We start from the raw sequence: 25,726 nt of genomic DNA on the forward strand, positions 1-25,726 counted from the left end.
CGCGAGCAGCGGCTGCCGTCGTCGGCCGTGGCGGCTCTCCGGACACTCCGCCCTCAGGAATGGGGAGAGTCTTCGGTGCCCACCCTCGAGGCGAGTTCCGCACAAGAGAGCGGCCGGAGGCCATATGAGCACACGGGCCGCGCAAGCGGCCCTCCCTATCGAACGCGGAGGACCTGTCTGAGCAGCGAGGGTGGGCGCCGAAGGCTCTGCGCCTCACCGTCCGAGCCGCTGGAAACATGCATTCGCCTGGCGAATGAACCGATGTATCCATGCAGCGTCCCCGGACTTCCGTGAAGAACCTTTTTTTTTTTCGTCGTCCCGGCGCAACCGGGATTCACTGCGCGGGTTGCTTTGCGCGTCGTAGCGTCGCCCAGGTAATCGGTTGGCCCGCTGACGCGAGCCCATATCCAAGCGGCTTCGCCGCATCTTGCAGGCTCGGCTTCGCCATCGCATCGGTCCGCACACCGCGTCGTTTGGTGGGAGGCCCGACACCTCTCCGATAACCGAGGTGCCGCGATTGATGAGCAAAATGCCCGCCCTGCATATGCAAGCGCTCCGGGGTAGTCGGGGGAGTTTTTCAGAATTTCCCTATATGAGGATGCGTCCAAAACTCATACCGTTGGCGTGGCGCGTTAACCCTGAAAAAAATCGTCGATCGCCAGAGTGGAGGACGCTTGGGAGGTATAAATGATGCCTTGAAGCACGACTGGCTAGCGTTATACGCGAAGGACAAGGTCATCGATGATGAGCGTTGGTGCGCGGGCGTTCAGCGCGGGCAATTTCGGTTGCATCCGAGGGGTCCTCGTGGTCTGAGTCAGGGCTGCATTACCCTCGAACGACAAGAGGACTTTGCGAGGCTTCGTGATTTGCTTCGCTGCACCACACGAGAAGCGATTCCCGGAACCGAGCTTATGACCTACGGCACAGTGGTAGTCTCGTGATTGCCTTGAAGCGAATGATCGGATGGTCGTCATGGCTGGCCGTCGCCACGTTTGTCTACAGTATCGTGTGGATTCGCCTCGACGAGGACTTCGTTCTGGCTTTTCCTCCAGCCATGTATGAGCGACTAGATACGCTGATGAGCTTGACGTCGCATGATTCACGCGAAAATTTGGCTATATGGTTCACGTCCCTCTACGCAGTGCTTGTTTTGCATGCCGTCGCATGGATAGGCATGGTGTGTCTGAAGCCCAAGTCCGAACATTGCGCGAGAGTATGGGGTTTGTGGAAGACGCGGATATGTTCCACCGTCGGCTGGACATGTTGGTGGATGGTCTCCGTTATCGGGACCAACCTGATTGGTGAAATCATTTACGAAACGCGGGGCGGCAAGTTATCCAATGACGCCGATGTGCTCAATCAGGAACTTGCAGCAGCCGTCATTCTAGTCGTCTTGGTTCACCTGGCGGCCGTAGGCCTGGCTCATCTTGCCGAAACGGCGAAGGTAAGGATTGCCAAGTGGGCTCAATCACCTTGGCGGAGCAAGGCAAAGCCTCGCGCGGATATGTAAGCTCATGTTGAGCAGGCGGCCTAAGATGGCAGTCTCGCGTGCAAGGTGAGGTTTCCGATTCCAACCCGACACGCATTGACCCCGCTTCAAGATGACGTTGAGCGGTCAGAGTACGATGGAATTGACCCTTGATTGATCATAGGGCCCACCTATCTACGCCGAAAGCGCCGTGGACCTCGACACGATATTTTAGGTTGTGTCTCGGGTTTTTGTTTTTCCGAGCCATCTAGACGTCCAAACTCTTGACACAACCATAATGTCTCGTGTTACGGTTGCGCACCGCAGCAAAAACGAGGGGTTGTCATGCATCACCCTGAACTCGTTAATTCTCCTATTCCGCTCGTGCGCCTCTGCGCCGTGCGATGTTGTTGTTGCCGCTGATCCAGCGGCGCTGAGCGTTGTCCGGCTACACCGGCAAACGCTTCTCCCGATTCCGTTCCGATCCATCGACGCCTCGCAGGCGTAACGGGTGTTTGCGCCCGTTCACCGGCAAGCCGCTGCGATCGACCCATCGCCCTCGCAAGGGGAAGGCGATGTGGCCGGGGCTTGCCTCCATACGTTGGTTCAAGGGTTCTCATGAACAAGTTGTCGTTGCAACGGTCGTTGCTGGCCGTCGCGGTGTTTTCCGCGTTCTCAGGGGTCGTGCTGGCGCAGTCCACGACGGGTTCCATCTACGGGCAGGTACCGGCCACCGAGGGCGATGTCGTTCGTGTCGTGAACGATATGGGCCTCACCCGCGACGTGCCGATTGACGCACGAGGTCGCTATTCGGTGGCGCAATTGCCGCTTGGCACATACACCGTCTCGGTTATCCATGCAGGCGCTTCGGTGCAGAGCAGGGAGAACGTGGTTCTGCGCGTCGGCTCGGGAGTGGAAGTGTCGTTCGTGCAGCAGGCGGTGCAGGACCTCGGTGGTGTGAATGTCTCCGCGAACGCGCTGCCGGCCATCGATGTGTCCACGGTCGACTCGCGTACGGTCGTCACGTCGCAGCAACTGGCGAAACTTCCGTTGGGACGCAGTTCGGAAGCCATCGCGCTGCTGGCTCCCGGTGCGGTGAACAACAGCGGCAGCTACACCAGCGCCACGGGCAACTCGCTAGTGTCGTTCGGTGGCTCCGCAGCCAGCGAGAACGCGTACTACGTCAATGGCTTCAATACGACCGATCCGCTGCGCGGCTTTGGTGGCATTTCGCTGCCTTACGGCGCCATCGAGCAGCAGGAGGTGTACACGGGTGGCTACAGTGCACAGTATGGCCGCTCCGACGGCGGTGTCATCAACGTCGTCGGAAAGCGCGGCACGAATGAATGGCATGGCGGTGCGCAACTGATCTGGGAGCCGAACGGTCTTCGTGCCAGGGAGAAAGACAGCCATTACACGAACGGCCTGCCGCCGCAGCCGAAGGCGGGTGACCTGTACGCACCGAACCGCGCGAACAGCGCCACCTCGACCACGGCGAGCCTTTACGCAGGCGGGCCACTCATCAAGGACAAGCTGTTCCTGTTCGCCGCGGCGGAGGTGGAGCGGCAGACGGGCGATGCCGTGAGCAACGTGACGCTGCCGCAGTCGCCGGATCGTTCCTACCGCTACAAGCTGCCGCGTTGGTACGCCAAGCTCGACTGGAACATCGATGATGCCAACATCCTCGAGGTCACCGGTGCCTCGGACAAGACGGAACGTTCCGGCACGATCTATGACTACGATTATGTGAACCGCCAGCGTGGGGAGCGGCTTTCCGGCGCCAACGACGAGAAGTTCGGTGGTGACGTGTATACCGCCAAATACACCGGCTACCTCACCGACAACCTCACCATCAGCGCGCAGTACGGCAAGATGCGCACCGTGAATTACGTCGTGCCTTCGGGCTACAACCCGGATGCCGTGTACATCGCCGGACAGGACTTCCAGAATCCCGCTTATACCGGTGGCGTAGCACGTGAGAACGGGCAGACGATTGCGTCGTTGGCGAATCCCGGCCGAGGCAACGAGACCACGAATACGCGGTTCGATATCCACTACACCCTCGGCGATCACACGATCACCGCCGGCATCGACAACCAGCAGGCGCGTGCGCGCGACCAGGGTACGTCGAGTGCCGGTCCGGGTTACACATGGACTTACGGGCAAGGTTCGCCGGATCTTCCTATCTCCACCGGTCTCGGCGTGGATGCGCCGGGCAACTACCCCGGTGGTAAGGAAGGCTATTACGTGGTGCGCGGCGTCTCGTCCAGCCTAGCCACCGTGCGTTCGAGCCAGCGCGCGCAATACCTCGAGGATGCGTGGCAGGTTACCGATCGCTGGTTGCTGACGCTGGGCCTGCGCAACGACCAGTTCACCAACTACAACGCCGACAGCCGGGTTTATATCAAGCAGACCTCACCGCAGTGGGCGCCGCGTCTTGGATTCAGTTGGGACGTGAATGGAGACTCCACGTTCAAGGTCTACGGCAACGCCGGACGCTACTACCTCGGTCTGCCGTTGAACCCTGCGCTAAACGCGGCAGGCGGTGCGCTGTCGACTTCGCAGTACTTCACATACACGGGAGTCGCGGCGGACGGCCAGCCCACGGGACTTACGGCGATCGCGCCGGGCGTGCCCGTGTCGTCGAATAACTACTTCGGCCAGTTACCCGACCCCAGGACCGTGGCCGCAAAGGGCATGAAGGCGGAGAACCAGGACGAGTACATCCTCGGTTTCACGAAGGCCTTCGGCAGCGATTGGGTGTACGGCGCCAAGTTGACTTACCGCAAGCTGCGTAATGCGATTGACGACTATTGCGATATCGACCGCATCGTCGCGAAGGGGCAATCGCTCGGCCTGGATATCGATACCAATCAGGTCAACAGCTGCTACCTGTTCAATCCGGGGCAGGCCAATACCTTCACCCTGCTCGACACGGCCGGCAACCACGTCGAAGTTCCGGTCAGCAACAAGGAACTGGGTTTCCAGGGACTGGAGCGCAAGTACTACAGTCTGGAACTGTTGCTTGAGCATCCGTTCGACGGCACGTGGTACGCGCGAGCCAGTTATGTGTTGTCGCGAAGCTATGGCAATACGGAAGGGCAGCTTCGTTCCGACCTCAACCAGACTGCGGCGTCGACCAGCGAGGACTGGGACAACGCGGAAGTGATGGAACATAACAACGGCCCGCAAAGCAACGATCACACGCATCAGTTCAAGGTGTTCGGCTACTGGCAGATTGCGCCGGAGTGGCTGGCATCGGCCAACGTGAGCCTTGTGTCGGGCACGCCGCGACATTGCCTCGGTTACTACGGTCCCGATCATTCCGACCCCGCAGGATACGAAGGAAACTACCATTATTGCGATGGCCAACCCTCTCCGCCGGGCGAGCAGGGCCGCTTGCCATGGATCCGCCAGATCGATCTCGGTATCGCATGGCGGCCATCGTTCGGCGATGGGAAGCTGGCGTTCAATGCGAACGTGTTCAACCTGCTCAATGAGCGGCGGGCGTTGCAGAAGTACCCGTATTCGGAAGCGGGTCCCGGCGTGCCCGAACCGGCGTATGGCGTGATCACGGCACGGCAGGAGCCGCGATACGGACGCTTGAGCGTCTCCTACGACTTCTGACGAACCCCGACATACGTCCACTGTAGGAGCGCGCCCTGCGCGCGACATCTTTTGAGTCCATAACCCGGAGCTGGCGCGCCGGCTTGCGGGCTTGGCGAAAAGATGTCGCGCGCAGGGCGCGCTCCTACCGGCGCAGCCTCTCGGGGCTCAGCAATTCCGCTGTAATGCCCTGGTCCAGCAGGTGCCATGGCATCGGTCTGCCCAGGATCATCGAGGCGCATGCTTCCGCCATCGCCGCGCTGGTCTGGATGCCGTAGCCACCCTGTGCCGCCAGCCAGAAGAAGCCTTCCGCATCCGGCGCAAACCCACCCACCAGGTCGCCGTCGGCGACGAAGCTGCGCAGCCCTGCCCAGGTACGCGCTGGCCGACGGATCTCCATCGTGGTGGCTTCCTCGATGCGATGGATGCCGATCGCGATGTCGAGTTCTTCAGGCTGCACGTCGTGCGGGAACGTGGGATCGGCATTCGCCGCCGAGCCGAGCAGCAGGCCCGCGTCGGGCTTGAAGTAGAAGGTCTCGTCGATGTCCACGACGAAAGGCCACGCGGCCGCGTCGATGCCTTCCGGTGCGGCGAAGGTGAATGCGGAACGGCGTCGCGGCTCGAGGCCGATGCGCTCCACACCTGCCATGCCCGCCACCACGTCCGCCCAGGCGCCGGCTGCGTTCACGACGACGGGTGCGCGCCATGTGTCATTCACCACCCAGCCTCCGCCCTCGCGACGGATCGACTCCACGGCGGTGTCGACATGCAGCGCCACGCCATTGGCCTTCGCCCCACGCAGGAAGCCCTGGTGGAGTTCGTTGACGTCGATGTCGGCGGAATCGGGTTCAAAGAAGGCGATGCGTGCCGCCTCCGGACGGAGCACCGGCACCAGGTCCAGGACCGCCGAGCCGTCGAGTAACGACAGCGACGCGGTGAACCGGCGTACCGCCTCGTATTCCTCGCGTACGCGATCTGCCTGCTCCACGCTTCCGATCACGAGGGCGCTGCGTGGATGCAGGATGGGATGCCCGGCGAACCCGGCGGGCGCGCGTTCGAGGAAGGGGCGGGTGGCGCGACTCAACGCGCGTACCTGCGGCGAGCCATAGCTCTCGCTGAAGTGCGCGGCGGAACGGCCGGTGGTATGAAAGCCGGCGAACGATTCCCGTTCGAGCACGGCCACGCGTACGTGCGGGGCAAGGAACCAGGCCAGGGAAGCGCCCGCGATACCGGCGCCGATGACGATCACATCCAGGTGTTTCGTGTTCATGCGTTGTCTTTGGAAGATTGGGCGGCCACGACGCTGGTCGCCGCGAGGTCCGCGGTGACGTTGCCGAGGGTGGCGAGGGTGTCGGGAAGCGTGTCCACGGCGAGCATCAGGCCCAGCGGGCCGATCGGAAGCCCCATGGCTTGCGCGACAGGCACATTGGTGGCGATGAAGGTCACCTGGCCGGGCAGGCCCACGGAGCCAAGGCTGATCACGACCGCAAGTGCGGCGCCCGCAGCCAGTTGCGCGGCACCGAGGTCGACGCCGAGGGCCCAGGCGATGAAGCTGGCCGAGACGATGTATTGCACGGGGCTGGTAAGACGGAACAGTGACACGGCCATCGGCAGCACCAGCGAGGTGATGGCGGTGGGATACCCGAGACGGCGGTCCGCGCTCTCGATCATCGCCGGCAGCGAAGCCAGCGAGGACTGCGTGCTGAACGCGACGACCTGCGCGGGCGCGATGGCCGAGGCGAAGCGGACGAAGGACTCCCGGCCCCATACGCGGGCCACCACCAGCATCAGCGCCGTGACCAGCAGGTAGACGATGCATTCCACCAGCACGTAGACGCCCAGTGCGCCGAGCATGTGCAGGCCCGCACGGGCGCACACGGAGAGGATGAGCGCGAAAACGCCGAACGGAGCGAGCAGCAGCACCCAGCGCACGACGACGATCATGGCGTCGGCGATGGCCCGGAAGAACTCCACGACGAGCGCGCGCCGCTCGGTCGCGATGCGGGTCAGCGCGAAGCCGAGGAACATGGCGAATACCACCAGCGGCAGCATGGCGCTTTCCGCCGCGGCCATGACCGCGTTCGCGGGCACGATGCCCGCGAGCCAGTCGGACCAGCCGATGGGCGTGGTGGCCGGCAGGTGACCCGTAGCGGCGGTGAGAGCATTGCGCAGGGAATCGCTGCGCGGGAAAAGCAGGAACAACTCGGGCGCGACGATGGCGGCCACGGCCGCGCCCAGGGCGAGCAGGATGAGGAACACGACGATCGCGCGGCGGGCGATGCGCCCCGATGCGGCGGCATCGGTGGCGGTGTTGGCGCCGACGACCACCAGCGAGAGCACCAGCGGCACCACCGTCATCTGCAAGGCGCTGAGCCAGAGCTTGCCCAACGGCTGCACCGCGTCGGCCACGCGCACCGCGGCGTCGGGCGTCCAATGGGCAAGGGCGACGCCGGCCGCTGCGCCGAGGGCGAGGCCGAGGAGGATACGTTGGGTCGAGGTCATGGGGCCGGCAGGTTCCAGGCTTCGCGCAGGCGCGCGTATTCGGTCTTGGGTAGCAGCACGAAGACGGGCTTCTTGCCGGGATCGAGCCAGCCGAGCAGGCGCTCCATCGTGGTGTCGGTCATGGCGGTGCAGCCGGCGGTCGGCGAGGTGGGCGATTTCCACAGGTGAGCGAAGATGCAGCTGCCCGCGCCCTTGCGTCCGTCCGGGTTGTGCTCGATGACGAATCCGATGCGGTAAGCGTGGTCGCCGTCGAAATGCAGGTCGCGGCGCATCGGTTCGGTGGCGCCTTCGACGGCCTTCTCTCCGACCTTCTTCTCATCGACGATCTGGTTGTAGTACGGCGAACTGTTCACGTCGACACAGTAGTCGGAAGCGGTCAGGCCACGATACGGCAGTGCCGTGGCGCTGCTGTCCGCATAGCCGAAAGCTTCCCCGATCCGGAACACGCCGGCCGGGCTGCGCCCGTCACCTTCCTTCTTCACCGGTCCGCCTTGTTCCGGCGGATTAAGACCGACGCCCCATGCGCTGCCATGCCTGCCGATGGTCACGTCGGCGGCCGGTCCGTCCTGTTTCCAGTGCGTGCCTTCGCGAACATAGGCGCGCAGGCTGCCGTGGTCCACGTTCCAGCCATCGGTGGTCACGACGATCATCTGCCGCGACACCGACCAGGCCGCGGGCGTCTCGGAAGCTCCTACGGGAACCATCGCAGCGAAAGCCAGGAGGCCGAACAGGCGGGGAAGGAGGCTGGGCGACGGCATGGTGGCGCTCCGGTCAGGGTTCGAGCATCTGGTGGATGCGGTCGAGGTTTTCCACGAGGCGGGCATGCCTGGCTTCATCGCCTTCGCACAGGTGCACGAAGACGGTATCGAGCAGCTGTTGCACAGTGGACTGGTAGATCAGGGATTGCACATAGGAAGCATCGTCATGGGCGGCAACCGCAAGTGCGATATCGGAAAGCGCCCGCAGCGGATTCGAAGTATGCCGTGTAACGGTGACCACACGGCCGCGGTGCTCGCGAAAGTAGCGGGCCACCTTCGCCAGCGCGGGATGCTTGCCGTGTTCGGAGAACACGATGAGAAGATCGCCTGGCTCGGACATGGCTACCTGGGCGGCCATGCGGCCAATGTCTACGTGGCGGATGGCGACGATGCCCAACAGCGACAGGCGCGCCGCGAAACCACGCGCGTGCAGCTCGTCTTCGCCAAGCCCGATGAGGAAAACCTTGCCCGCCGCATCGAGCGCGGCGACCAGCTCGCGCATCGTGTCCGGTTCGTTGATGAGCCGGGTGGCCTCTTCGGCCTGCGCCTTGCGTTGCCAGAGCGTGGCGCCCAGCGTGTCATCGCCCGGACGCTCGGCATGCGGCGCGGAATCATCGTCTGCTTCTTCGGTCCGCCCGATGGACTCCCCGACCGAGTATTTGAGATCCGGGTACCCGCGAAACCCTAGCTTCTGGGTGAACTTCACCACGCTTGACTGGCTAATGCCCAGCGCGCTGGCCAGCTGCTGCGAGGAATAGTCGCGCAGCAGCTGGGCGTTCTCGAGGATGAAGTCGGCGATGCGCCGTTCCACCGCCGACATGCGGTCGCGCTCGGAGCGGATCTTCACCAGCGGCGACATGGCTGTTCCTTCAGAGGGGTTCTAGGCCGCGAATCTCGCGGATGCCAAGGCCAGGTGCGTCACTGATCGAGATCTCCGATTCGTTGAAGTCGACGCCGCCGTCCACCGGGTCGTAAGCGCTGAGCGAAGGGCCATCGAGATCCACCTTGGTGATCACGTCGGACTTCGCCACAGCCACGTGCACCGCGGCGGCCACGCTGATGCTGGACTCCAGCATGCAGCCGATCATGCACTCGATGCCGTACAGGCCGGCGATGTCGGCGATGCGGATGGCATTGGAGATACCGCCCGTCTTCATCAGCTTGATGTTGATGATGTCCGCCGCCCGCATGCGGATGAGGTCCATCACCTCGGCCGGGCCGAACACGCTTTCGTCGGCCATGATCGGCGTGTGCACGCGCTCGGTGACATAGCGCATGCCTTCCAGGTCGCGCGCCTTCACCGGCTGCTCCACCAGTTCCAGGCGGACGCCGGCGTCTTCCAGCGCATTCAGGGCATACACGGCTTCCTTCGCGGTCCAGCCCTGGTTGGCATCGAGTCGCAGCAGGGCGCGGTCCTCCACCGCGGCATAGATGGCGCGCACCCGCTCGATGTCTACGCCGATGTCCTTGCCCACCTTTATTTTCAGCGACTCGAAGCCGCGCTCCACCGCCGCCACCGAATCCGCGACCATCTTGTCGATGTAATCGACGCTGATGGTGATATCGGTGGTGATCACCGGATCGCCGCCGCCGAGCAGCTTGTACAGGGGGGCGTTGTAGAGCTGGCCCCAGAGGTCGTAGACGGCGATTTCCACCGCCGCCTTGGCGCTGGTGTTTTTCTCCATCGCGCCCTGGATCAGCTTGGTGATCCGGTTGAGGTCGGCGATGTCCTGGCCGATGAGGCGCGGCGCGATGTAATGGCGGATGGCATCCACGATGGAACCGTGGGTGTCGCCGGTGATGACCGCCGTGGCCGGCGCCTCGCCGTAACCCACGCGACCGTCGTCGGTATGCACCATCACCACGATGTCTTCGATCTTGTCGACGGTGCGCAACGCCGTCTTGAACGGGGTCTTCAGCGGCACGCGGAGCATGCCGAAGCGTATGTCGGTGATCTTCATGGAGCCTCGTTGGGCAGGATTAACGAATGCGGGCGATGCTGGTCATGATGTCGACGAACGTCTTGTCGTGACTCGACATCATCGGCAGGAGTGGGGTAACCGATACTTCGTTGAGCTTGACCCGGCGCAGGCTGCCGTCCGCCTGGCGGTAACTCATGCCGCCCACGTCATGGATGACATAGGGCTGGCCGTCGATCTTGCCGATAACCATCATCACGTGGCCGGGGATATAGACCATGTCGCCCACTTCGAGCGCCATGGCAGCCTTCACCCTCGCATCGTGGCTGTCCTTGTCGGTGTACACGGTGTGGGTCAGGCCAGGGCTGATGCTCTGGTCGCGCGTATTGCGCGGCATCTGCACACCCATGCTGCGATAGACGTCGGATACGAAACCGCTGCAGTCGCGGCCGTTAAAGGCGTGGCCCCAGCCATAGCGTTCGCCCAGGAACTTGAAGGCCTGGCGCACGATGTTCGCGTGGGTCAGCGGCAGGTAATCCGCCGAGGAGTCCTGGTTGCGCTGGAGCAGGGCGGGGTGGAACGACAGGGCGCCCTTCTCGTCGCGTACGGGCAGGCTAAGCACCCATGAGGCATAAGGGCTCTGTCCGTTGACCGGCTGGTCCGGCGCCAGCGAGGTATCCAGCGGCACGCGCGTGCCCATGTCCAGCTGCAGCTCGGAGACGGCGGGCGCTTCGGGCGTGTAAACCGTGAGCGGCTTCGCGCCGGTGATCACGCGGTACGGCGTGGCGTCAGTATGCGCGAACACCTTGGCCGCATCGCCATAGGCGACGTCATCGGCGTGCATCCACGCTGCATAGCGCGGACTCACCACGAACACCCACTTGCCATCCTTGCTCGTGTGCACGGTCACCAGCGGGTCGCCCGGGAACAGCGTGCTCTCCTGGAAGCGGTCGATGTCCGTGTCGTCGGCGTGGCTGAAAACGCGCAGGTCGGTCGGGTAGCCGCGCAATGCGCTGCGCCGCACGGCCATGCCATAGCGTGGGGTCACCTGGGCCGGAATGGCGTCGATCGCCGCATTCGTCATGACGTCGTCGATAGCCGCTGTCGTGACCGGCTTGCCCGCCACGTCGAACAGCGCCTTGCCTGGCTTGCTGGTCAGCTTCTCGATCCAGCCCTTCACCTGGTCGCGTGGAAGTGCCGCCGTCAGGTGGCGGATGTCGTGCATGGATGGATCGAGCCTGGCGACGCGTTCATTTATCGCGGCGATGGCGACGCGGTCGAGCACCACCTTGTCGCCATCGATCAGGTGGGCGACCCAGAACTCGGGCGTGAGTTGCGCATCGGAAACGCCCAGGATGCCCGAGGGCGGCACCGTCATGTCCGCGGCGAGGGCAGGGGTGGCCCCGATGGAGAACGCGAGCAGGGTCGCGAGCAAAGTATGGCGAAGCGTGTTCATAGCGAGTTCCTTGGTCAGGAGGCCAGCGCCGAAAGCACCGCGGCGACAACGAGACCGAAGCCGGTCCCCAGGATATAGCCGAGCAACGCGAGCAGGATGCCTACCGGCACCAGCGAGCGCGAATAGGTAGCGGCCAGTACCGGCGTGGCTGCCACACCGCCGATATGGGCGAGTGAGGAAATGCCACAAAGGTACAGGTCGAAATGAAAGATTCGTGCGGCGATGCCGAGCAGTACCGCATGGATGGCGATGACGGTGACGCCGGCGAGGAGGTAGAGCGGTGCGGCCGCAATACCGGCGAAACTGCTCTGCGAGGCAAGCACCGCCACGACCGAGATCAGCAGGGCGCTGGACACGGATTGCGCGCCGGGCAGTCGTGCCAGGCGCGTATGCGCTGCGATGAGGCCTGCCGCGGTCGCGATCAGGATCGTCCACGTGGTCGGTGAGACCATGTTGCCTACGGGCAATTGCGCGCCTAGCGCGGCGGACAGCGTGGAAACGAGCACCGCCAGGCCCAGCCAGAGGAGCACGCTGTCGCCGGTGGCGGGTGAGCGAGCCGCCGTCTCCGCCACGCTCATGTCCGCGCTGGATGTCGCCCGTGTCCACCGATTGAACGCGGGTGCCAGGCGCGCCACCGCGAACAGCACCACCACCCACATCGAGTAGCAAAGGGCGTCGGTGAGCAAGGTGGTGGCCAGCGACGTATCCGACATGCCGATCGCCTGCTTCACAGCGATCATGTTCGCCGTTCCGCCCATCCAGCTTCCGGACAGCGCCGCCACTGGCATCCATCCATTGCCCGGCATCCAGTGCCGATAAAGCAAGAAGGTAACGATGAAGGCGGTGAACAGGCTGATCGAGGTGCAGACGAACACGCCGAGGACGCGCGGGCCCAGCGCCAGGATGGCCCGCAGGTCGCAGTTGATCATCAGCAGGAAGAGAAGGGCGGGCACCATCCGGGCCACGAGCACCTGCTGCGCCTCGTGGATCTCCGGCGTGTGGCTCCAGAAGCCAGCCACGGATAACGCCGTGACCGTGAGATAGGTAAGCACGATGGGCGGAAGGATGTCGAAGGCCTTCCAGGCAAAACGGCGCTCGATCGCCGGCCAGAACCCCGCCGCAAGCAACATCACGGCCAGATAAGGCCAAACCGACTGGATCACGCGTCCCTCCCCGGGTGGTGTCTCAACGGTCGTCAGGAATATCTATTCCTAACGAAGTAGCCCGAAGCATAAATTATTGACCGCGCTTTGCAAGCATGTTACACAGCCATCACAGCACGTCCACCCACCACGGTTGCATCGGGGATACCGAACGGTGAAAGCGGCTTTACGAAACGCGACGATTCGCTCCGCGCTGGTGGCGTGCCTGTTGGCATCGCTACCCTTCCTTCCGCTCGCCCACGCGCAGGATGCGAAGCCGGCCGAGCCGACGGGAGGCCTGGTGGGAACCGATCCTGTCGGCGATGCTCCGTCGAAACTGATCGACGCCGGCCACTTCAAAAACGCGGAAGCCGCCATCGCGAAGGGCCTGGCCCAGCCTGGCCTGACCCCGGCGCAACGCAACACCCTTGAGTTCCAGCGCGAGCGCATGCGCCGCATCCTCATCGACTTCACGCTCGATGCCGATGCGGTAAAGACGCGCCTGCGCAAGCCGATTCCTGATCTCACCGATGCGGAATTCACAAAGTGGGACGCGGCGGGCCTGCTCGAAAAGCAGGTGATCGATGGCAGGACGCTTTACTTCAAGCGGTCGCCGGGCAATCTCTTCCGCATCAGCACGGAGGCCCGGGCGCGGCGCGAGGACCAGACGCCCTTCGACGATGGCCCGAACGAGATCCTCAACGATCACCATCGCGCCGTGCGCGAGGCCGCCCTGGCGACGCACACCAGCAGCGTGCTGCCGCGTCGCGAAAGCGTGACCCAGATCCTCACCGTCAAGGCGGACGCGGTTCCTGCGGGCGAGACCATCCGCGCATGGATTCCGTACCCGCGGGCGATCAAGGGACAGCAGGAAAACATCCATCTGCTTTCCAGCGAGCCGGCCGACGCGAAGATCGCTTCCGAATCGACCCTGCAACGCACCGCCTATCTGGAAAAGAAAGCTGTCGCGGGTAAGCCCACGGAGTTCTCGATCACCTACGAACTGACCCTGTACGCCCGCTACGTCGACATCGATCCCGCGAGAGTCACCCGCGCTCCGATCACGCCCGAGTTGGCTCCCTTCGTCGCCGAGCGCGGGCCGCACATCGTGTTCACCGATGCCATGCGCGAGTATTCGAAGCGCGTGGTAGGCAATGAGACCAGTCCGTACCGCATCGCGCAGAAGCTTTTCGCCGCCGTGGATACCATTCCCTGGGCGGGCGCGCGCGAATACTCCACCATCTCCAATATCGGCGATTACACGCTGCACGCCGGCCATGGCGACTGCGGCGAGCAGACCCTGCTGCTGATGACGCTGCTGCGTCTCAACGGGATTCCTGCGCGCTGGCAGTCCGGCTGGATCTTCTCCGATGGCAAGTACAACAACATCCACGACTGGGGCCAGATGTATCTCGCCCCGTACGGATGGGTACCGATGGACGTGACCTTCGGCCGCCTGGCGGCCGGGGCGAACGCAAAGCCGGGCGACGACAAGCTCGAGTGGTTCTATCTCGGCGGCCTGGACGCCTATCGCATCGCCTTCAATGACGACTACTCGCGGCCATTCGTGCCGACGAAGACCTTCTTCCGCTCGGAGACGGTCGACTCGCAACGCGGGGAAGTCGAATGGAAAGGCGGCAACCTGTATTTCGACCAGTGGGATTACGACTTCCGTTGGCATCGCGTCGACACGCCGGAAGGGGCCGGCGACGCGAAGCACTGACGGGGCAATAGACAACCCGAAACATCATCTTATGGGAGTGGGGAGATGGGGTATATCAAGACGAACCGGCGTGCGTTGCGCCGTGGGGCCTTATGTATGGCGATCGGCCTGGGGCTTGCCGTGTCCAGCGTGGCCTGGGGCGCGAACACGGACGGTTCGATCATAGGCCGCACCAAGGCGGGCGCCACGGTGACCGTGCGCGATCCGGGCACAGGCCTGACCCGTACGGTTACAGCCGATGCCGACGGCAATTTCCGCTTTCCGTTCCTTCCAGTCGGCCATTACCGGCTCGACAGCAGTAAGAACGGCAAGCCGGTAAGCACGACCACCGAAGTGAACGTAAGCCTGGGCAATGCCACCACGGTGAACCTGGTGGAGCGTGGCTCGACCGGTACCACCGAGCTCGAGGGCGTGCAGGTCAGTGCGCCGGTGGTCATCAACGCGGTGGACGTCAGTTCCACGGAAATCGCGACAAACGTCAGCCGAGAGGAAATCCGCCGTCTGCCCGTGGACCAGAACGTGCAGTCCGTGGCCCTGCTGGCACCCGGCGTGAACAAGGGTAACGCCGGCTTCGGCGGCATCTCCTTCGGCGGCTCGTCGGTTGCCGAGAACTCGTTCTACGTGAACGGCCTCAACGTCACCGACTTCTACAACCGCAACGGCTTCTCCGAAGCGCCGTTCGCCTTCTACCAGGAGTTCCAGGTGAAGACCGGCGGCTACTCGGTGGAGTTCGGCCGCACCACCGGTGGCGTGGTGAACGCCGTGACCCGCTCCGGTACGAACGAGTTCAAGGCCGGCGCGGAGATGACCTTCGAGCCCAGCGCCTGGCAGGCCACCACGAAGAACCGTTACTGGAACGGCGACCGTTACATCACTTCCTCCGAGGATCACTACTCGCGCACGAAGATGAACGTGTACGCGTCCGGTCCGATCGTAAAGGACAAGCTGTTCTTCTTCGCCATGTACGAGGCGCGCGGCTATACACCGCAGAACACCGACAACCAGGGAACGGTGCTCACCCAGAACGACACCGATTCGGGTTTCTGGGGCGCGAAGATCGACTGGCACATCAACGACAAGAACCTGCTCGAATTCATGGCCTTCTCGGACAAGGACACGAACGAGGGCTCGGTCTACGCCTACGACTATCCCACCCACACGAAGGGCTCGAAAAGCGACGTCATCACCAGCGACACCGGCGGCAAGAACTGGAACGGCACCTTCACCAGTTACCTCGTCGACAACTTCTCGATGAAGCTGATGTACGGCCGCAACGAGCGTGAGTCCTATACGCATGGCCTGGCCGACGCCGAATGCAACCCGGTGTCGATCGACGACAATCAGGATGCCCCGGACGTGCCTCTGGGCTGCAGCACCAGCACGGCGGTGGAGAAGCGCAACGACATCCGCAAGCAAGGCCGGGCCGACTTCGAATGGACCCTCGGCGACCACCTCATCCGCTTCGGTTACGACCATGAGGTGGATACCTCGGACTACGACCGGCACTACCCGGGCCCTGGCGAGTATTTCTACGGCATCGTCCACGCCGATCCCGGCGCGACCATCGAGAACGGTGGCGTCGTGCCGCCGGGTTACGACATGTACGTGCGCCAGCGCCGGTACAACATCGGTGGCACGTTCGAGACGACGAATAACGCCTATTACGTCGAGGACAACTGGAACATCACGCCGGACTTCCTGCTGAACGTAGGCCTGCGCAGCGACTCCTTCGACAACAAGACCGGCGAAGGCAAGAGCTACATCAAAGTCGACAACATGATCGCCCCGCGCCTGGGGTTCTCCTGGGACCTCAACGGCGACGGCAGGACGAAGATCTTCGGCAACCTCGGCAGGTATTACCTGCCGGTGGCCAACGTGATCAACATCAAGCAGGCCGGCGGTCTGCTCGACGAGCGTACCTTCTATACTTTCGAGGGCTACGATATCCGGGATCGCAACGGGTCTCAGTACGCCGTGCCCATTCTTGGCCAGCAGATCGGCGCGGTCGATACCTCGCAAGGTAACGGCACGGTAGGCGACCTGCGTGCCGAAGTGGACAAGCACATGGACCCGGTCTATCAGGACGAGGCGATCCTGGGCTTCCAGCAGATGATCACGGACAAGTGGTCATGGGGTGTGAGCGGTACCTATCGCAAGCTGCACGACGCCATCGACGACATGGAAATCAGCGCCACGCCGCAGTGCGGTGGCGATGGCTACATCGGCTACGTGATGGGCAATCCGGGTCGCAACGTCACGGTCTACGGCGACACCAATTGCGACGGCACGCCGGACGGCTACCTCACCATAGACACATCGAAGGAAGGCTTCGCACTGAAGGACGCCGAGGGCAACTACCTCGGCCAGCGCGGCTGGAAGAAGCCACGGCGCACGTTCGGATCCCTGGAATTCCAGGTGGACCGCGCGTGGGACGAGAAATGGATGTTCAACGCGTCGTATGTGCTTTCGTGGAGTCGCGGCAATGCCGAGGGTCCGGTCAACTCGGACACCAATTTCGACGATACCGGCCGTACCGAGAACTTCGACGATCCCTGGGTGAACCTGTCGGGCGGCTACCTGCCGAACGACCATCGCCACCAGTTCAAGCTGCGCGGTACTTATGCCATCAGCAAGCAGTGGCAGGTTGGCGCGGACGTCACGGCGCTTTCGGGAAGCCCGATCACTGCCTATGGCGTGGGCAACCCTTATGACGGCACGTCGTACCACAGCTACTTCATCTGCGTGGAGAACTGTGCGGATCCGGTCTCCGAGAATCGCGTGTACGAGGAATCGTCGCGTGGTGCGAAGCGCACGGCCTGGACCTTCAACGTCAACGCCAGCATCACCTACCTGCTGCCGCTGGACGAGAAGAACAACCTGCGCGTGAAGTTCGCCGTTTACAACCTGCTGAACCAGCAGCGCACGACCGGCGTCGACCAGGACCTGCAGACGTCCATCGGCAGCTTCAGCGACACATACCTGCAACCCATCCGCTTCCAGCCGCCTCGCTTCGGGCAGTTGACCGTGTCCCTGGACTTCTGAAGACCATGTAGGAGCGCGCCTTGCGCGCGACGGCTTTTCGCGAGAGAGCAACAGGCCCTGATGCTCGCCGCGAAAAGCTGTCGCGCGCAGGGCGCGCTCCTACGGAAGGATACCGAATGAAAAAAGTCCTCGTGTTCGCCTTGTTCTGCGCGTCCGCGCAGGCGCAGGACCATCCCCTCACCCTGGACACGCATGTCGACATCCCCTTGTCGTACATGCACGACGCGAAGTTCGACGCCGGCAAGGACGGTCCGCTCAAGGTCGACCTGCCGAAGATGCGGCGCGGCGGCCTCGATGCGGCGTTCTTCGTCATCTACGTGGAGCAGGGCCCGCTGACGCCGGCAGGCTATGCGAAGGCCGTGGCCCAGGCCGCGCGCAAGTACGACGACATCGACCTCATGCTGAAGCGGTACCCGGACCAGATCCGGCTGGCGCGCACGCCCGACGAGGTTCGCGCGAACAGGACGGCGGGCCGCCTGTCGGCGATGATCGGTATCGAAAACAGCTATTCGCTCGGCCACGATCTCAAACGCCTGGATGCCGCCTACGCACGTGGCGCCCGCTACGTCGGCCTGGCACATGTGGGCAATAATGACCTCTGCGGCAGTTCCCTGCCGAGCAAGGAACTGGGCGACAAGCCCGATAGCAACCTTGGCCTGAGCGATTTCGGCCGCCAAGTGGTCCAGCGGGCGAACGCCCTGGGCATGATGGTGGACGTCTCGCATGCCTCGGACGCCTGCGTGCGCGATGTGCTGGCGCTTTCGACCGCGCCGATCATCGCGTCGCATTCTTCCGCGCGTGCCGTCACCGATCATCCGCGCAACCTCCCCGACGACCTGTTGAAGGCGATCGCGGGCAAGGGCGGCGTGATCCAGGCGGTGGCATACAAGGAATTCCTGAAGAAGGACCCCGCGCGCGAAGTAGCCGAGAAAGCCTTGCAGAAGCGTGTGGTGCGCGAAGCCGGCGACAGGGAATACGACAGCGAGAAGCACGATTACCTGCCCTCGTACGTCGAAGGCATGAAGGCGATCGAGCGCGAACACCCGTTGGCGACGCTGGGCGATTTCCTGGACCACATCCAGCACATGGTGAAGGTCGCCGGTATCGACCACGTGGGTATCGCGTCCGACTTCGACGGCGGGGGTGAGATCACCGGGTGGATGGATGCTTCTGAAACCCGCAACGTTACCGCGGGCCTGAAGAGTCGCGGCTTCTCCGACGCCGACATCGCGAAGATCTGGAGCGGGAACCTGCTGCGCGTCTGGGCAGCCGACGAGGCGGCGTCCTCGGCGTCGCTCGATACGCTGGTTGACGAAGCCGTCGCCCGTTACGACATCCCGGGTATCGCCGTGGGCGTGATCGAAGACGGGAAGGTCGTCTACACGCGCACGGCCGGTGTGCTGGCCGAAACGAAAGGGCGCAAGGTCGACACCCGCACACTGTTCAAGATCGCCTCCAACAGCAAGGCGATGACCACGGCCTTGCTGGCGCGCCTCGTGGCCGCGGGCAAGCTGCGCTGGGACGATCCGGTGGTCAAATACCTTCCGGATTTCCGCATGAACGACCCGTGGGTCACGCGCGAGATGCAGGTGCGTGACCTGTTGATCCACAACAGCGGCCTGCGCGAGGGCGCGGGCGACCTGATGCTTTGGCCGGAACCGAACCGCTTCACCCGCAAGGATATCCTCGCGGGGCTTGCCTACCTGAAGCAGGAGCACAGTTTCCGTTCGCGCTATGCCTACGACAACCTGCTGTACGTCGTCGCAGGCGAGGTGGCTGCGGCGGCGGGTGGGGCGCCTTACGAGACCCTGCTTCGCCGCGAGGTGTTCGAGCCGCTGGGCCTGTCCCGCTGCCAGATCGGCAGCTGGTCTCGCGACGGCGTCGGTAACGTCGCCCAGCCGCATCGCCATGGCAACCACGGCAACGAGGTGGTGAACGCCGATCCGCCGACGATCCCTGCCATTACCTCCGCGGCGGCCGGTGGCGTGCGCTGCGACCTCGACGACATGCTGCGCTGGGCCGGCAACTGGCTGACGCCCGATGCGTCCCAGCTGGGCTGGCTGGACGCGAAGCAGCGCGAGCCATTGTGGTCGATCCAGAATCCCATGCCGGTGGGCGAGCGCCGCAGGACATGGAACGACACCCACCTGTACGGCTATGGGTACGGCTGGCGTCTCGCCGATGTAGACGGGCAGTGGAGCGTTTCGCATACCGGCACGCTCTCGGGCATGTATTCCACGCTGAGCCTGCTGCCAGAGAAGCACAGCGGATTCGTGATCATGATGAATGGCGGTGGCGAGGACGCGCGCGATGCGCTCGCCGAAGCCATCCTGAAGCGTTTCACGGTCTCCGGTGAAAAACATACGGTGGGCGAGTATGCCGGTCTCATGACGGCGGAAGCCTCCGCTCCCGGCGCCTCGCGGGCACCCGACACGTCATCGCGTGTCGCGGCTTCGGCGGACGAGGCGAAGGCGATGCTCGGCGTGTGGCGCGATCCGTGGTTCGGCGAGGTGAGCATCTGCCCGGCGAAAGGCGGCGTGGGTTTCGCCGCGGCGAAGTCGCCCGTGATGACAGGCACTCTCGAGCGCCTGGGCGCGCGTTACCTCGTACAGTGGAAGGGAGAGGGGATGGACGCCGAGCCCTGGCTCGACCTTGCCACGCCCGGCCATCTGCTCCTCACCAAGGTCGATCCCGATGCCGACTTCAGCAACGACTATGAAGACCTGGATTTCACTCGCGTGGGCGCTTGTCCTTAGCGCTCATGCCGCAGATGCGCCACCTCGCGTCTCGCCTGCGCGTACACCGGCGGAAGCGGGGTTGACCGATATCCGCTCGCTGGTGCCGGACATTGCCGAAACCATCCACTACGCGGGCAGCGACAACTTCACAGGCGGCCCCGTGGACGGTTACCGCGCGTCGAAGTGTTTCCTGCGTACCGCTGCCGCGGAAGCGTTGGCCCGCGTGGAACGCGACCTGCGCAAGGATGGCTATCGCCTGCGGCTCTGGGACTGTTATCGCCCCGCGCGCGCCGTGGCGAGCTTCGTTCGCTGGGCACGCGACTTGTCCGATACGCGGACCCAGGCCGCGCACTATCCGAACCTGGGCAAGGACAAGCTGCTGGGCGAATACATCGCCCCTATCTCCGGCCACAGCCGCGGCGCCACCGTCGATCTCACGCTCATGCGCTGTGAGGGCAAGCAGTGCACGCCGCTCGACATGGGTACGGCCTTCGATTTCTTCGACCCTCGCGCGCATACCGGCGATCCCGGCATCGACGCCACGCAACGCGCGAACCGCCAGCACCTGTTGCGTGCGATGGCGGAGGAAGGCTTCGTCAATTACCCGCAGGAGTGGTGGCATTACTCGCTACCGTCCGCCGCGGCCGCCGACACCATCTACGACGTACCCGTGGAGTGAGCATGCGACTCGCCGCCATCCTTGCCTCTTGCGTGCTGTTGGCCGCCTGCGCCGCCAGGCCATCGCCGAATGCCACGGTGGATACCTTGATGGCCCGTTACGACGGCCACGGCCCGGGTGCTTCCCTGCTGGTGGTCCGCGATGGCGTCCCGCTGGTGCGCCGCGGCTACGGCTTCGCCGATCTCGAGAAACGCGTGCCCGCATCGCCGCAGACCGACTACCGGCTCGCGTCGGTCAGCAAACAGTTCACCGCCGCCGCGATCCTGCTGCTGGCGCAGGATGGGAAGCTGTCCCTCGACGACCGGGCGCGGAAGTGGCTTCCGGAACTTCCGGCCGTGGCCGACGCCATCACGATCAAGGAGTTGCTCAGCCATCAGGGCGGGCTCGTCGATTATGAGGACGTCATGCCGGCGGATACGACCGTTCCACTGCGCGACAAGGACGTGCTCGACCTGATGGCGAAGACGGATCGCCTCTACTTCGCGCCGGGCACGTCGTACCGATACAGCAATGGCGGCTACGCGATGCTTGCGCTGATCGTGCAGAAGGCATCGGGCAAGACGTTCCAGGACTTCCTGCGCGAACGCATTTTCCTGCCACTGGGTATGACCGGCACGCTTGCCTACGTGAAGGAGGGCCCGCCCGTTCCGAACCGCGCCTATGGCTACAGCGAGGACGGCGGCCACTGGGTGCGCACCGACCAGAGCACCACCAGTTCGGTGCTCGGCGATGGCGGCATCTATTCCTCCATCGACGACATGGTCCGCTGGGACGCCGCGCTTTACGACGACCGTCTGCTAAGCGAATCGTCCCGCGCTGCCGCGTTCACGCCGCACACCCGCACGGACGATCCGACGGTGGAGTATGGCTACGGCTGGCGCATCACCGGCGATTCCGTGTGGCATTCCGGCGAGACCATCGGCTTCCGCAACGTGATCGTCCGCTATCCGGGCCGCCACCTGACAGTGATCCTGCTGACCAACCGCAATGATCCCGAACCTTACAAAACCGCCCTGGCTATCGCGCATCTCTACCTCTAGGGCCCTTGGCTTATCATAGGGATTCCCCGCGACTGCACGGATCCCCCCATGTCCACGTTTCGCTTCGCCCTGGCCCAGTTCGACTTTCCCGTGGGGGCCATCGCCGCCAACGCCCGGCGCGCGCAGGCCCTGGCCGAGGAAGCCCGCGACCGCCTGGGCGCCTCGCTGATCGCCTTTCCCGAACTCACCCTTTCGGGGTATCCGCCGGAAGACCTTCTGCAGCGCCCCGGCTTCCTCGAAGCCTGCGCGAAGGAACTGGCGGCACTGGCGCCGCGTATCGAAGGTATTTCCGCCGTTGTGGGCCACCCGGATACGCGTGGCGAAGTGTTCAACGCCGCCACGCTGATCCGCGAGGGCAGGGCGGAGTGGACGTACCACAAGCAGGCCTTGCCGAACTACACGGTGTTCGACGAGAAACGCTATTTCCAGCACGGTGAAACCACGCGCGTCTTCATGATCGAAGGCGTGCGCGTGGGCATGCTGATCTGCGAAGACATATGGGAAGCCGAGCCGGCCGCCCATGCCGCGCAGGCTGGCGCGGAGCTGATCTTCGTGATCAACGCCTCACCCTATGACCGCCGCCAGGCCGCCACCCGCGAAGAGCTCCTGCGCCGCCGGGCCACTGAAAACGGTGTTCCCATCGCGTACGTGAACCTCGTCGGCGGCCAGGACGACCTGCTTTTCGACGGCCACTCGCTGCTGGTGCAGGCGGATGGCGAGATCGTCGCCCGCGCGCCGTCGTTCGAGGAGATGCTGCTCACCGTGGAATACGACACGGCGACGCGGCGTCTCTCGGCCATCGACTGGCCGGCGTCGGATACGCGTTCGCCGGAGGCCATCATGTACGCCGGCCTCGTTCGTGGCGTGCGCGATTACATCGGCAAGAACGGATTCTCCGGCGTTTTGCTGGGTCTCTCCGGCGGCATCGACTCCGCGCTTACCCTCGCCATCGCCGTCGATGCGCTGGGCAAGGACAAGGTCACCGCGGTGATGATGCCCACCATATACACCTCCGACCTGTCGCTGCGCGAAGCCAAGGCGCAGGCGGAACATCTGGGCGTCGAATACCACCTGCTGCCGATCGACTGGATCTTCGAGTCGTTCAACGGCACGCTGGAGCCCGTTTTCGCGGGGCGTGAGCCGGACATCACGGAAGAGAACCTGCAGTCGCGCACGCGAGGCGTGCTTCTGATGGCGATGTCGAACAAGACGGGCAAGCTGCTGCTGTCCACCGGCAACAAGAGCGAGATGGCCGTGGGTTACGCCACGCTCTATGGCGACATGTGCGGCGCCTATGCTCCGCTGAAGGACGTCTACAAGACCACGGTGTACGCCTTGTCGCGCTGGCGCGCGTCGATCGACGGCGCGATCCCTCTCGCGGTGATCGACCGCCCGCCCTCGGCCGAATTGCGTCACGAGCAGACCGACCAGGACTCGCTGCCGCCCTACGACGACCTTGACGCGATCCTGGAGCTGTTCATCGAGGGCGAGGCCTCGGCGGAAGACATCATCGCCGCCGGCCACGACGACGCTACCGTGCGCCGCGTGATCCGCATGGTCTATGTCAACGAGTTCAAGCGCCGCCAGGCTGCGCCGGGGCCCCGCGTGACCACGAAGGCCTTCGGCCGCGAGCGGCGCTACCCCATCACGTCCAGCTGGCGATAACGGCGATGTAGGAGCGCGCCCTGCGCGCGACATGTTTTTGCGAGGAGCTGCAGAACCTGTTGCTCACCGCCTCAAAAGATGTCGCGCGCAGGGCGCGCTCCTACGCCGGCTTCGTCTTAGTGATGCCCGGAGAACGGGATCGCCTTGCGCCAGATCGACGGGTGGTGCGGCCACTCCGGGTCCGTGAGGTACGGGTGGTCCGGGTAGTTCAGTGCCAGCACCTGGCGGCTCTGGTCGGCCAGCGGCTTGCGGTCCAGCGCGATATAACTGCGGGTGAGGATAGCCAGGGCGTCGGCGGTCTGCGGCGACTGCTGGTAGTGCTCCACCACGTACTGGGCGCGGTCGGCGGCGGCGATGTAGGATTTTGTGCGCAGGTAGTACTCGGCCACGTTGATTTCGAACTGGGCCAACTGGTTGCGCAGGAAGATCATGCGCTGGCGGGCGTCCGTGGCGTACGCGCTGTTCGGATAGCGCCGGGTCAGCTGGCTGAAATCGTCGAATGCCGTAAGGTTGAATCCCTGGTCGCGACGGGTGGAAGCGCTGTTCCCGCGCGACAGGTAACGCTCGATCAGGCCGCCCGTACGGTCGAAATTGATCAGACCGCGCAGGTAATAGGCATAATCTGCATGCTTGTGGGTCGGAAACGTCTTGATGAAGCGGTTGATCGTCGAGTATGCGTCGTCCGGCTTGTTGTCTTTGTACTGCGCGTAAGCCAGTTCGATCTGCGACTGCTCGTTGATGTCCCCCGACGGGAAGCGCGCGATGAGGCGCTCATAGGCCTTCTCCGCCGCGGCAAAGTCCGAATGCTCCAGCGACTCGTGGGCATTGGTATAAAGCCGGCCGACCGGCATCGTGTCGATCGTCTCCTTTTTGCTGCGGAACATCGAGCAGGCGCTCATCGACAAGGCGAGGACGAGCAGAATGGTGATCTTGGTTGCACGCATTGAGAGAGTTCGGATGCTTGAGCGAAAAGGCATGATAGCCGAAACCGGCCGTGGGCCGGGCGAGGCGCTATGACGACGGTAAGACACGAGGCCACCGTGCCGGTGGCGGCGGCGGGTCGGCGGTTCGACCAGTCCCTGGCCGAGATGTTCCCCGAATACTCCCGATCCCGCCTCACGGGCTGGATCAAGGAGGGCAAGGTATTGCTGGACGGCACGCGGATGGCCCCGCGACACCTCGTCCGGGGTGGCGAACAGGTGGTGCTTGAGGCTGAACTGGAGACCGAGGTCGACGCCCAGCCCGAGGACATCGCGCTGGTCATCCGCTTCGAGGACGACGACCTGATGGTGATCGAGAAGCCCGTGGGGCTGGTCGTCCACCCGGGCGCCGGCAATCCGGCGGGCACCCTGCTGAACGCCCTGCTGCACCACAGCCGGGCGCTGGCCGAGCTGCCGCGCGGTGGCATCGTGCACCGCCTGGACAAGGACACGGCCGGCCTGATGGTCGTGGCGAAGAGCATGGCGGCGCATACGGCCCTGGTGGCCATGCTGGCCCGGCACGACGTGCGCAGGCAATACGAGGCGGTGGTGCTGGGCACGATGGTGGCCGGCGGCACCGTGGACCAGCCCATCGGCCGCCATCAGCACGACCGCCTGAAGCAGGGTGCGCGCGACGTGGAGGACGGCGGCAAGGAGGCGGTCACCCACTACCGCGTACGTGAGCGCTTCCGCGCCCATAGCGTCATCCAGTGCAACCTCGAGACGGGCCGCACCCACCAGATTCGCGTGCATATGGCCCACCTCGGCCATCCCCTGGTCGGCGACCAGCTCTACGGCAACGGCCTGCGCCTTCCGCGCGGTGCGAGCCAGGAACTGATCGATGCCCTGCGCGGCTTCCGTCGCCAGGCCCTGCATGCCGAGAAACTGGCCTTCGAGCACCCGATCACGGGGGATTACCTTGAGTTCGACTCGCCGCGGCCGGCCGACCAGGACGCGCTGATCGAGGCATTGCGGGCAGATACCGTCCTGCATCCTATCGAGGATTGA

Annotated in this window: 18 protein-coding genes; 10 read left to right on the forward strand and 8 right to left on the reverse strand. The window is 64.1% G+C overall.

Annotated elements, in window-relative coordinates:
• Positions 1-647 precede the first annotated feature (647 nt).
• The 3 genes from VGM71_RS17635 (at position 648) to VGM71_RS04065 (ending at position 5,095) form a co-directional block, all read left to right on the forward strand.
• Positions 648-941, forward strand: a complete 294-nt coding sequence (locus tag VGM71_RS17635; RefSeq protein WP_414675087.1) for a DUF2778 domain-containing protein — start codon at positions 648-650, stop codon at positions 939-941.
• On the forward strand, positions 938-1,510 hold the full coding sequence (locus VGM71_RS04060; protein WP_331542538.1) for a hypothetical protein: 573 nt from the start codon (positions 938-940) through the stop codon (positions 1,508-1,510). Before VGM71_RS17635 ends, VGM71_RS04060 begins: the two co-directional genes overlap by 4 nt.
• A 576-nt stretch (positions 1,511-2,086) precedes the next feature.
• Positions 2,087-5,095 carry a TonB-dependent receptor gene (locus tag VGM71_RS04065; protein ID WP_331542539.1) on the forward strand — a complete coding sequence of 1,003 codons (3,009 nt, stop codon included), beginning with the start codon at positions 2,087-2,089 and terminating at the stop codon, positions 5,093-5,095.
• A gap of 124 nt (positions 5,096-5,219) precedes the next feature.
• On the opposite strand, the gene VGM71_RS04070 is transcribed toward VGM71_RS04065, so the two are convergent.
• Genes VGM71_RS04070 through VGM71_RS04100 form a run of 7 tightly spaced genes read right to left on the reverse strand, consistent with a single transcriptional unit; the run spans position 5,220 to position 12,872 of the window.
• Positions 5,220-6,344 carry an FAD-dependent oxidoreductase gene (locus VGM71_RS04070; protein WP_331542540.1) on the reverse strand — a complete coding sequence of 375 codons (1,125 nt, stop codon included), beginning with the start codon at positions 6,342-6,344 and terminating at the stop codon, positions 5,220-5,222.
• The gene (locus VGM71_RS04075; protein ID WP_331542541.1) at positions 6,341-7,576 is read right to left on the reverse strand and encodes a dicarboxylate/amino acid:cation symporter; all 1,236 of its coding nucleotides are present in this window, start codon (positions 7,574-7,576) and stop codon (positions 6,341-6,343) included. The genes VGM71_RS04070 and VGM71_RS04075 overlap by 4 nt, the downstream gene beginning before the upstream one ends.
• Entirely contained in the window at positions 7,573-8,334 is a 762-nt protein-coding gene (locus tag VGM71_RS04080) for a L,D-transpeptidase family protein (protein WP_414675085.1), read from the reverse strand. Before VGM71_RS04080 ends, VGM71_RS04075 begins: the two co-directional genes overlap by 4 nt.
• 13 nt (positions 8,335-8,347) lie before the next feature.
• On the reverse strand, positions 8,348-9,193 hold the full coding sequence (locus VGM71_RS04085) for a MurR/RpiR family transcriptional regulator (RefSeq protein WP_331542542.1): 846 nt from the start codon (positions 9,191-9,193) through the stop codon (positions 8,348-8,350).
• 10 nt (positions 9,194-9,203) lie between these two features.
• Positions 9,204-10,295: a dipeptide epimerase gene (locus VGM71_RS04090; protein WP_331542543.1), complete on the reverse strand. Its 1,092-nt coding sequence runs from the start codon at positions 10,293-10,295 to the stop codon at positions 9,204-9,206.
• Between the two features lie 19 nt (positions 10,296-10,314).
• Positions 10,315-11,709: an SH3 domain-containing protein gene (locus VGM71_RS04095; protein WP_331542544.1), complete on the reverse strand. Its 1,395-nt coding sequence runs from the start codon at positions 11,707-11,709 to the stop codon at positions 10,315-10,317.
• Between the two features lie 14 nt (positions 11,710-11,723).
• Positions 11,724-12,872, reverse strand: a complete 1,149-nt coding sequence (locus VGM71_RS04100) for a DUF819 domain-containing protein (RefSeq protein WP_331542545.1) — start codon at positions 12,870-12,872, stop codon at positions 11,724-11,726.
• Positions 12,873-13,080: 208 nt separating this feature from the next.
• Between VGM71_RS04100 and VGM71_RS04105 the strand changes: the two genes are divergently transcribed.
• The 6 genes from VGM71_RS04105 to VGM71_RS04130 all read left to right on the forward strand — a co-directional run bounded on the left by VGM71_RS04105 (position 13,081) and on the right by VGM71_RS04130 (position 23,738).
• Positions 13,081-14,574, forward strand: coding sequence for a transglutaminase-like domain-containing protein (locus VGM71_RS04105; RefSeq protein WP_414675086.1), 1,494 nt, complete (start codon positions 13,081-13,083; stop codon positions 14,572-14,574).
• Between the two features lie 96 nt (positions 14,575-14,670).
• Positions 14,671-17,616 carry a TonB-dependent receptor gene (locus tag VGM71_RS04110; protein ID WP_331542546.1) on the forward strand — a complete coding sequence of 982 codons (2,946 nt, stop codon included), beginning with the start codon at positions 14,671-14,673 and terminating at the stop codon, positions 17,614-17,616.
• A 116-nt stretch (positions 17,617-17,732) separates the two neighbouring features.
• Positions 17,733-20,372, forward strand: a complete 2,640-nt coding sequence (locus VGM71_RS04115; protein WP_331542547.1) for a membrane dipeptidase — start codon at positions 17,733-17,735, stop codon at positions 20,370-20,372.
• Between the two features lie 61 nt (positions 20,373-20,433).
• Positions 20,434-21,033: a M15 family metallopeptidase gene (locus VGM71_RS04120; RefSeq protein WP_331542548.1), complete on the forward strand. Its 600-nt coding sequence runs from the start codon at positions 20,434-20,436 to the stop codon at positions 21,031-21,033.
• A 2-nt stretch (positions 21,034-21,035) separates the two neighbouring features.
• Positions 21,036-22,073, forward strand: a complete 1,038-nt coding sequence (locus VGM71_RS04125; RefSeq protein ID WP_331542549.1) for a serine hydrolase domain-containing protein — start codon at positions 21,036-21,038, stop codon at positions 22,071-22,073.
• 48 nt (positions 22,074-22,121) lie between these two features.
• Positions 22,122-23,738 (forward strand): NAD+ synthase, encoded by a 1,617-nt coding sequence (locus VGM71_RS04130; protein ID WP_331542550.1) that lies wholly within the window; start codon positions 22,122-22,124, stop codon positions 23,736-23,738.
• Positions 23,739-23,854: 116 nt separating this feature from the next.
• Here VGM71_RS04130 and VGM71_RS04135 read toward each other — a convergent pair whose 3' ends face one another.
• Complete coding sequence (locus VGM71_RS04135; RefSeq protein ID WP_331542551.1) at positions 23,855-24,682, reverse strand: outer membrane protein assembly factor BamD; 828 nt, start codon at positions 24,680-24,682, stop codon at positions 23,855-23,857.
• Between the two features lie 69 nt (positions 24,683-24,751).
• Here VGM71_RS04135 and rluD point away from each other — a divergent pair, with 69 nt between their 5' ends.
• Positions 24,752-25,726 (forward strand): 23S rRNA pseudouridine(1911/1915/1917) synthase RluD, encoded by a 975-nt coding sequence (gene rluD, locus VGM71_RS04140; protein WP_331542552.1) that lies wholly within the window; start codon positions 24,752-24,754, stop codon positions 25,724-25,726.

Source organism: Luteibacter sp., assembly GCF_036499525.1.
Classification (GTDB): Bacteria; Pseudomonadota; Gammaproteobacteria; order Xanthomonadales; family Rhodanobacteraceae; genus Luteibacter.

Excerpts from the sequence above, each read along its gene's own strand:
- VGM71_RS04065 (WP_331542539.1), top strand. The coding sequence starts at position 2,087 with ATGAACAAGTTGTCGTTGCAACGGTCGTTGCTGGCCGTCGCGGTGTTT.
- VGM71_RS04070 (WP_331542540.1), bottom strand. The coding sequence starts at position 6,344 with ATGAACACGAAACACCTGGATGTGATCGTCATCGGCGCCGGTATCGCG.
- VGM71_RS04125 (WP_331542549.1), top strand. The coding sequence starts at position 21,036 with ATGCGACTCGCCGCCATCCTTGCCTCTTGCGTGCTGTTGGCCGCCTGC.
- VGM71_RS04115 (WP_331542547.1), top strand. The coding sequence starts at position 17,733 with ATGAAAAAAGTCCTCGTGTTCGCCTTGTTCTGCGCGTCCGCGCAGGCG.
- VGM71_RS04130 (WP_331542550.1), top strand. The coding sequence starts at position 22,122 with ATGTCCACGTTTCGCTTCGCCCTGGCCCAGTTCGACTTTCCCGTGGGG.
- VGM71_RS04135 (WP_331542551.1), bottom strand. The coding sequence starts at position 24,682 with ATGCGTGCAACCAAGATCACCATTCTGCTCGTCCTCGCCTTGTCGATG.
- VGM71_RS04090 (WP_331542543.1), bottom strand. The coding sequence starts at position 10,295 with ATGAAGATCACCGACATACGCTTCGGCATGCTCCGCGTGCCGCTGAAG.
- VGM71_RS04075 (WP_331542541.1), bottom strand. The coding sequence starts at position 7,576 with ATGACCTCGACCCAACGTATCCTCCTCGGCCTCGCCCTCGGCGCAGCG.
- VGM71_RS04080 (WP_414675085.1), bottom strand. The coding sequence starts at position 8,334 with ATGCCGTCGCCCAGCCTCCTTCCCCGCCTGTTCGGCCTCCTGGCTTTC.
- VGM71_RS04085 (WP_331542542.1), bottom strand. The coding sequence starts at position 9,193 with ATGTCGCCGCTGGTGAAGATCCGCTCCGAGCGCGACCGCATGTCGGCG.
- rluD (WP_331542552.1), top strand. The coding sequence starts at position 24,752 with ATGACGACGGTAAGACACGAGGCCACCGTGCCGGTGGCGGCGGCGGGT.
- VGM71_RS04095 (WP_331542544.1), bottom strand. The coding sequence starts at position 11,709 with ATGAACACGCTTCGCCATACTTTGCTCGCGACCCTGCTCGCGTTCTCC.
- VGM71_RS04110 (WP_331542546.1), top strand. The coding sequence starts at position 14,671 with ATGGCGATCGGCCTGGGGCTTGCCGTGTCCAGCGTGGCCTGGGGCGCG.